General features: G+C 73.7%; 6 protein-coding genes and 1 pseudogene. All 7 read left to right on the top strand.

Annotated features, from left to right (window positions below):
- Nucleotides 1-768: pseudogene (locus E2C05_RS05565) on the top strand (DNA mismatch repair endonuclease MutL); the annotation flags it as partial.
- A 65-nt stretch (nucleotides 769-833) separates the two neighbouring features.
- Entirely contained in the window at nucleotides 834-965 is a 132-nt protein-coding gene (locus E2C05_RS35110; RefSeq protein ID WP_274607246.1) for a hypothetical protein, read from the top strand.
- Nucleotides 962-2,311, top strand: a complete 1,350-nt coding sequence (gene ppsR, locus E2C05_RS05560) for a transcriptional regulator PpsR (RefSeq protein WP_200305303.1) — start codon at nucleotides 962-964, stop codon at nucleotides 2,309-2,311. The genes E2C05_RS35110 and ppsR overlap by 4 nt, the downstream gene beginning before the upstream one ends.
- A complete protein-coding gene (locus tag E2C05_RS05555) occupies nucleotides 2,308-4,515 on the top strand; it encodes a GAF domain-containing protein (RefSeq protein WP_133218612.1) in 2,208 nt (735 codons plus the stop codon). Before ppsR ends, E2C05_RS05555 begins: the two co-directional genes overlap by 4 nt.
- Nucleotides 4,512-5,102 carry a biliverdin-producing heme oxygenase gene (locus E2C05_RS05550; protein WP_133218611.1) on the top strand — a complete coding sequence of 197 codons (591 nt, stop codon included), beginning with the start codon at nucleotides 4,512-4,514 and terminating at the stop codon, nucleotides 5,100-5,102. The genes E2C05_RS05555 and E2C05_RS05550 overlap by 4 nt, the downstream gene beginning before the upstream one ends.
- 753 nt (nucleotides 5,103-5,855) lie before the next feature.
- A complete protein-coding gene (locus E2C05_RS05545; protein WP_133218610.1) occupies nucleotides 5,856-7,190 on the top strand; it encodes a peptidylprolyl isomerase in 1,335 nt (444 codons plus the stop codon).
- Nucleotides 7,187-8,017, top strand: coding sequence for a 16S rRNA (adenine(1518)-N(6)/adenine(1519)-N(6))-dimethyltransferase RsmA (gene rsmA / locus E2C05_RS05540; RefSeq protein WP_133218609.1), 831 nt, complete (start codon nucleotides 7,187-7,189; stop codon nucleotides 8,015-8,017). The genes E2C05_RS05545 and rsmA overlap by 4 nt, the downstream gene beginning before the upstream one ends.
- Nucleotides 8,018-8,103: the final 86 nt, after the last annotated feature.

The raw sequence follows: 8,103 nt of genomic DNA, 5'->3' as shown, positions 1-8,103 counted from the left end.
GGCCTGGCCGAGGCGCAGCTTGCCCTCGCCCCGCCGCCGGCCGCGGCGCCGCCCCCGGCCACCCTGCCGCTCGGCTTCGCCCCGCCACGGCCGGCGCCCGACCTGTTCGGCGAGGCCGACGCCGATCCGCCGCTGGACCCGGCCGCGGTGGCCGGCCCGGCGCCGGAGGACGGGCGAGAGGAGGACTTTCCGCTCGGCCGGCCGCTTGCCCAGCTGCTCGACACCTATGTGCTGGCCGAGGCGCCGGATGGCGCGCTCATCCTGGTGGACCAGCACGCGGCGCATGAGCGCCTGACGCATGAGGCGCTGCGCGCCCAGCTGGTCGAGGGCGGGGTGCGCAGCCAGCCCCTGCTGCTGCCGGCGGTGGTGGACCTGCCGCCGGCCGATGCGGCGCGGCTGCTCGGCCTGGCGCCCGACCTGGCCCGGCTCGGGCTCGAGCTTGAGGGGTTCGGCCCCGGCGCGGTGCTGGTCCGCGCCATGCCGGCCCTGCTCGGCCCGGCCGATCCGGCGCCGCTGCTGCGCGACCTGGCGGAGGAGGCGGCCGCCTTCGACGAGACCCTGGCGCTCGACCGGCGGCTCGACGCCGCCATCGCCCGCCTGGCTTGCCATGGCTCGGTGCGCGCCGGGCGGCGTCTGACGGGGCCCGAGATGGCGGCGCTGTTGCGGCAGATGGAAGCGACGCCCCGCGCCGCGACCTGCAGCCATGGCCGGCCGACCGTGCTGCGGCTGGGGGTGGCGGAGCTGGAGCGGCTTTTCGGTCGGCGTTGACAGCCTGCGTCAGAGATTCTCACCATCTCGTTGGCTTGGTGTAAGCTTGGCTTGACCACCCCGGCGTGATCATCCAGATCGGTGGGGCGATGCCGGTGGCCGTCCTGCCATGCCGGTCCGATCAGAAGGTGTCGGGTCCCATGGATGCAGCCATGGTCGCCATCCGGATGAGCGCCGAGGGCGGAGGCTGCCTGTGACGCGGCTGACCATCGCCCAGCCCGACGTCACCCTGACGCTCGACATGAACGGCGTGATCCGCGGCGTGTCGCTCGCCGAGAGCATCGGCGGCGAATCCGTGCAGCAATGGCTGGGCCGCCATTGGGCTGAGACGGTGTGCAGCGTCGGCACGGGCCGGGTGCGCAGCATGGTGGAGGATGCGCGGGCGGCCGGCGTCTCGGCCTTCCAGCAATTCACCCAGCGTTTCCCCTCCGGCCTCGAGATGCCGATGGAGTACACGACCATCCGCCTGGGCGAGGATGCCGGGCTGGTCGCGGTGGGCAAGAACCTCCAGGCGGTGGCGGAGCTGCAATCGCGCCTGCTCGCGGCCCAGCAGGCGCGCGAGCAGGATTACTGGAAGCTGCGGGAGATCGAGACCCGCTCCCGCCTCATCTTCGATGCCTCCTCCGAGGCCGTGCTGCTGGTCCGCGCCGACACGCTGCGGGTGATCGAAGCCAATCCCGCCGCCATCCGCAGCCTGGGCATCGTCCCGGGATGGGAGGTGCTGCGCGAGGTCGCCGGCCGCGACCAGGATGGTTTCCAGGCCATGCTGGCGCGCACCCGTCGGCATGGCCGCGTGCCGGGCATGATCATCCGGCTCGGCGCCGACCAGGCGCCCTGGACGGTGAAGGCGACGCTCATGGCGTCCGACCCGGCCCCGGTCTTCCTGCTGCAGCTCTCGCCCACCGGGGCGGCGCCGGTGCCCGCCCCGGCCGATGCCCTGCAGTTGGAAGCCATGATCGAGCAGCTGCCGGACGCCTTCATCCTGATGGACCGGGACGGGGTGATCCGCCGCGCCAACCGCGCCTTCCTCGACCTGGTCGAGGTCGGCAGCGCGTCCCGCGTGGTGGGGGAGCGGCTGGACCGCTGGCTCTCCCGCCCCGGCGCGACGCTGGCCAACCTGCTGGCGCAGCTGGAGCGGCATGGCAAGGTCAGGCTGTTCGCCACGCATCTGACCGGGGAGCTGGGCGCGGAGGCGGATGTCGAGCTGACCGCCGTGCTCGGCAGCGGCCCGGCGGCCGAGAGCGTCGCGGTGGTGCTGCGCGACGTCAGCCGCCGCCTGCCGGAGAACGCCGCCGGCGATCCGCTGCGTCGCGGCCTGGCGGAGATCACCGGCCAGATCGGCCGGACGCCCCTGCCCACCCTGGTGCGCGACACCGCCGCGGTGATCGAGCGGCACTGCATCGAGGCGGCGCTGCAACTGGCGAATGGCCGTCGTACCGCGGCGGCGGAGCTGCTCGGGCTCTCGCGCCAGAGCCTCTACATGAAGCTGAACCGCTACGGCATGGATGCGGATGCCGACCCGGTGCAGGAGGGCACCGGATGACGGCCGCCCCGCCGATCGCCCGGCGGTCCCTGCCGGACCTGGGCCAGCCCGACCTGTCGAGCTGCGAGCGGGAGCCGATCCACCTCGTCGGCGCCATCCAGCCGCATGGCGTGCTGCTGCTGCTGCGCGAGACCGACCTGACGGTCGTGCAGGCCAGCGCCAATGCGCCGGCCCTGCTGGGGCAGGAGGTGCTGGGACGCGATCTCGCCGCCCTGGGCGGCGATGCGGCGGAGAGGATCGCGCCGCTGCTCGATCAGCCGCTGGATGCGCTGCCGGTGCCCCTGCGCTGCAGCCTCGGCCGCCGCGGGCCGGTCTTCGACGGGCTGCTGCACCGTCCGCCGGGCGGCGGCCTGGTGCTGGAGCTGGAGCGGCCGGGCGAGGCGCCCGACCTCACGGCGCTGGTGGAGCGCGCGCTTGCGGCCATCCTCGGCACCTACACCCTGCGCATGCTGTGCGAGGAGACGGCGCGGATCCTGCGCGACCTCCTCGGCTATGACCGCGTCATGGTCTACCGCTTCGACGAGGACGGCCATGGCGAGGTTGTGGCGGAGCAGCGCCGCGCCGACCTCGAACCCTATCTCGGCAACCGCTATCCGGCCGCCGACATCCCGCAGGTCGCCCGCCGGCTCTATCTCCGCAACCGGCTCCGCATGCTGGTGGACGTCCAGTATGCGCCGGTGCCGCTGGTGCCCCGCCTGTCGCCGCTGACCGGCGAGGATCTCGACCTCTCGCTCAGCGTGCTGCGCAGCGTCTCGCCGATGCATGTGCAGTACATGAAGAACATGGGCGTCACCGCGACGCTGGTGATCTCCCTGCTGGTCGGCGGCCGCCTCTGGGGCCTCATTGCCTGCCATCACGCCGCGCCGCGCACCGTGCCCTATCCGCTGCGCGCTGCCTGCGAGCTGCTGGCCGAGGCGGTCGGCACGCGGCTCGCCGCGCTCGAAAGCTTCACCCAGGCGCAGGCGGAATTGTCGGTGCGCCGGCTGGAGCAGCGCATGATCGAGGCGGTCGGGCGGGAGGGCGACTGGCGCGGCGCGCTGTTCGACCAGCCCCAGACCTTGCTGCAGCCGCTGAACGCCAACGGCGCCGCGCTGCTGTTCGAAGGCCGGGTGCTGAGCACGGGGGAGGTGCCAGGCACCGGCGCGCTGCGCGAGATCGGCGCCTGGCTGGACACGCAGCGCGGCGCGCCGGTGATCGCCCAGGCCGCGCTGGGGCTGGAGGAGCCGCGCTTCGCCGGCCTTGCCCCAGCCGCGGCCGGGCTGCTGGCGACGCCGGTCTCCGAAAGCCCGGGCGAATGGCTCGTCTGGTTCCGGCCGGAGCAGACCCAGACCGTGATCTGGGGCGGCGACCCGTTCAAGCCGGTGGTGATCGGCGACGATCCGACGCAGGTCTCGCCGCGGCGCAGCTTCGCTCAGTGGTGCCAGATCGTCGAAGGCCGCGCCGAGACCTGGACGCCCACGGACATGGCGACGGCGCGGCTGATCGGCGACACCGTCACCGATGTCGTGCTGCAATTCCGCGCCGTGCGCATGCTGATCGCCCTCGACCAGCTCGACCAGGTGCGGCGCCAGGTCGGCGCGGCCGGGCAGGCGGCGGTGGTCGCCGATGCCGAGGGGCGCATCCTGCTGGCGAATGCCGCCTTCACCCGCCTGCTGCCGGCGCTGGCGACCGGGCTGGAGGATGCGGCGACCGGGCCGCGATGGCTGGAGGAACTGCCGCCGCATTTCGCCGAGCGCGCCGATTTTGCCATGCGGCTGCGCGACGTTCTGCAGACCGGCCGCAGCTGGCGCGGCGAGGTGCATTTGCGCACGCCGCGGGGCGACCTGCCGCTGCTGGTGCGGGCGGATGCGGTCTTCTCCTCCCCCGACCGCGTGCTCGGCTACGTGTTCCTCTTCACCGATCTCGCTTGCCGCAAGGCGGCGGAAGCGGCGCGGCGGCGATTCCAGGATGGCATCCTCGACGGCCACCGGCTGCGCGCCGGGCCGCTCGAGAGCAAGTCGGACCTGGTCTACCGGGCGCTGCTGCAATCGGTGCTGGAGAATGCCCAGCTCGCCGCGCTCGAGATCACCGCAGGCGTCGAGGTCTCGCGCATCCCGGAGATGCTGGAGCATGTGCGGATTTCCGCCGCCCGCGCCGCCCAGGTGCTGGAGGGGATGATCCGCCATGCCGCGCAGGGCGGCCCGGCGCCCCGCCCATCGCGGTGAACGCCCTCCGCCCCGGCGTGCGGGACGCGCTGCGCGCGGCGACCGACCCGATCCATGCCAGGCTGCACCGGCTTCCGGTGCTCTCGGCCCTGGCGGAAGGCGCGCTGGACCGCGCCGGCTATGCCGCGCTGCTGCGTCGCCTGCTCGGCTTCCATGCGGCGGTCGAGGCGACGCTGGCGGCTGGCCCCTCTCTGCGACCTTGGGGCATCGACCTGGCGGCGCGGCGACGGGCGCCACTGATCGAGGCGGATCTGGCCACGCTCGGCATGCCGGTGGGGCCGGTGCCGCTGGTGCCGCTGCCGGTTCTGGACACGGCGCCGCGGGCTCTGGGCTGCCTCTACGTCACCGAGGGTTCGACCCTTGGCGGGCGACAACTCGCGCAGGCGCTGGATGGGTTGCTGCCAGCGGGCGAGGCGGGGCGGCGCTTCCTGCTGGGCCATGGCACCCGGCATGGCGTCCTGTGGCGGGAATGCTGCGCGGCGCTGGAGGCCTGCGGCGCCGACCCGCTGCGACGCGCGGAGATGCTGGCGGCCGCCGAGGCCAGCTTCCTCGCCTTCGAGGCCTGGTTTTCCCCGGACCGGACTTGATCGAGCCAGGGACCGGCGGACTCCTGGCCGCTGCGGGCACCGGGAAGCCGGGCGCTGCCCCGGCCAGGATGTCCGACGCCCGATGCAGTCCTGAGCACTTCCGCGGATGGCGGATGGCGGCGGCGCGCCGCGCGGCACCGGGCCGCGACGTCGTGCCGAGTGCGGGACGAAGGCGGTGGCCAGCACCCTGCGGTCGGGGAGACATGGGGCCAGGACCCCTCGGCGAGGCCGGCCGGCAGCGCAGCGGGCCCCGGGTGCGCGAAGCGCAGGCGCAGCAATACGGGCAGCCGCCGCCGACGTCCGATGGCGAGGCCGGCCATGGCCGCGAGGGCGCCGCCGCGAACCGTTCCGCGGGGGGCCTGGCGCAGGCAGGCCCGCCTGGGCTTCGGGGGAGTGGCGGCAGCCACGCAGGCAGCTGTGGCGGGACCACCGGACGTGTCCTCGGTGGCCTGCCGTCGGGGACCTGCCCGGCGGTTGCGATGGCGACCGGCCTGCCCGACCTGGACGAGTGCGACGCCGAGCGCGGTCGCGCTGTCCCAGCCTTTTCATGGCCGGTCCATTGCGGTTAAGGGACGCCGCATCCCCAACACCCCGCGCCCATGACCGAGCGCGTGCCGGTCGGTCCTGCACCCCTGATTGCCGCCACCCGTCCGCCACCCGTCCTCCGCAGGGCCGCCCGAGGCGTCCGGGTCCGGCGGCGAGGGTGTTCCGGGCCAGCTAGCCCTGCGGCGCCGCGCCTTGTAGAGAGCGAGCATGCCGCGTTCCGCTCCCCGCGCCCGTCTGCTGGCGCTTCCGCTTGCCGCCCTGCTGGCCGGGGAGGCCCTGGCACAGGGCGCCGCGGCGCAGCGCCCGCCGCAAGCCCAGGCCAATGCCGCCCAGGCGCCGCGGCCCGCGGGCAACCGCATCGTCGCCGTCGTGAACGGGGATGCGGTGAGCAGCGCCGACGTGTCGGGCCGGGCCCGGCTCTTCGCCCTCAATGCCGGGATCCCGGTGGCGCCCGATACTCTCGACCGGTTGACGCCGCAGGTGACCCGGCTGCTGGTGGATGAGCGGCTGCGGCTGCAGGAGGTGCAGCGCCGCCGCATCCCGGTCACCGATGCCGATGTGGCGGATGCGGTCGAGGAGCTGGAGAAGCGGAACAACCTGCCTGCCGGGGCGCTGCGCCAGCAGCTGACCCAGGTGGGCGTCGCGCCGCGCGTCCTGTACGACCAGATCCGCACGCAGATCGGCTGGGCGCGGCTGCTGCGCCAGCAGCTCGGCCCCAACGCCGAACCGTCGCAGGCCGAGGTGCAGGAGTCGGTGCGCAACCACCAGGCGCGCACCGGCCAGCCGGAATACCAGGTCTCCGAGATCTTCATCCCGGTGGACGACCCGGCGGCGGAGGCCGAGGTGCGCCGCTTCGTGGAGGATGTGATCGGCCAGCTTCGCCGCGGCACGCCCTTCCCGATCGCCGCCACCCAGTTCAGCCAGGCGCAGACCGCGCTGCAGGGCGGCGATCTCGGCTGGGTGCGGAAGGAGGAGGTGGACCAGGAGGTCGCCAACGTCCTGGAACGCATGCCGCCCGGGGCGATCAGCAACCCGATCCGGGTCCCTGGCGGCTACCAGATCGTCGCGCTGCGCCAGCGGCGGGAGACCGGGCGGGACCTGGCGACCCTGATCTCCATCCGTCAGGCTTTCTTCCCCTTCGCCGGGGCGCTCGACCCGAACGCGCCGACCCAGCAGCAGCGCGATCAGGTGGACAAGGCGCAGCGCCTGTCCGCCAGTGCCCGCAGCTGTGAGGCGGTGGAGGCCGGGGCGCGCAACGGCGGCGACCGCGCGACCGATCCGGGCACCATCCGGCTTGAGACGGTGACCCCGCCGCCGCTGCGCGCCATGCTGGCCGGGCTGACACCGGGCAAGGCGTCGCAGCCGATCATCACGCCCGACGGGGTGATGGTGATGATGGTCTGCAACCGCGAGCAGCGGAACCTGGCGGAGCTGACGCCCGACCAGGCGAAGCAGCAGCTGCTGCGCGACCGGATCGAGAACCTCTCCCGCCAGTTGCAGCGCGACCTCCGCCGGCGGGCGCAGATCGAGATGCGCAGCTGAGCGGCCCGGCCCTCCCGAGCCTTCGGGAGACCATTGCCCGGCATGGGCTGGATGCGCGGAAGGCACTCGGCCAGCATTTCCTGCTGGATGAGGCGCTGTGCCGCCGGATCGCGGCACTGGCGGGCGATCTGGCCGGCCGGCAGGTGCTGGAGGTGGGGCCCGGCCCGGGCGGGCTGACTCGTGCCCTTCTCGCCGCCCCTGCGGCAATGGTGACGGCGGTGGAGCTGGACCGCCGGGCGGTGGCGGCGCTGGCCGAGTTGGAAGCCGCGCATCCGGGGCGGCTTCGGGTGATCGAAGCCGATGCCTTGACCGTCGATCCGGCCGCCTTGCTGCCGGCGCCGCGGAAGATCGTCGCCAACCTGCCCTACAACGTGGCGACGCCGCTTCTGGTCGGCTGGCTGCGCGGCGCCGCTGCGATCGAGGGCATGACCCTGATGTTCCAGCAGGAGGTGGCGGAACGCATCTGCGCCGCGCCCGGCACCGGTGCCTATGGGCGGCTGGCCGTGCTGGCGCAGTGGCGCTGCCGCTGCGACCTGCTGCTCCGGCTGCCGCCCGGCGCCTTCAGCCCGGCGCCCAAGGTCTGGTCGGCCGTGGTCGGCTTCCGACCCCATCCGGAGGATCCGGGCGAGGCGTTGTTCCGTACGCTGGAGCGGTTGACGGCCGCGGCCTTCGGCCAGCGGCGCAAGATGCTGCGCGGCGCCCTGAAGCCGCTCGGCGAGGCGGAGGCGCTGCTGGACGCGGCGGGCATAGCCGGCGACCGGCGGGCCGAGACCCTGACAGTTAGCGAATTCGACCGTTTGGCAAGATTGTTGCAGTCTCGCGCATAGATTGTGTCCGCATTGTCCGCCGGCGCGGTGCAGGGCCTGCCTGCCAAGCCGTTGGATGGCTTCGCGGAATCGTGATAAGGCCCGCC

The sequence above is a fragment of the Paracraurococcus ruber genome (assembly GCF_004353985.1).
GTDB lineage: Bacteria > Pseudomonadota > Alphaproteobacteria > Acetobacterales > Acetobacteraceae > Paracraurococcus > Paracraurococcus ruber.
Note: the sequence above shows the minus strand (reverse complement) of the source record. Positions and strands in the feature narration are given on the sequence as shown.

What these genes read in the sequence shown, in the direction of transcription:
- E2C05_RS05555 (WP_133218612.1), top strand. Translation starts at nt 2,308, where the DNA reads ATGACGGCCGCCCCGCCGATCGCCCGGCGGTCCCTGCCGGACCTGGGC.
- E2C05_RS05545 (WP_133218610.1), top strand. Translation starts at nt 5,856, where the DNA reads ATGCCGCGTTCCGCTCCCCGCGCCCGTCTGCTGGCGCTTCCGCTTGCC.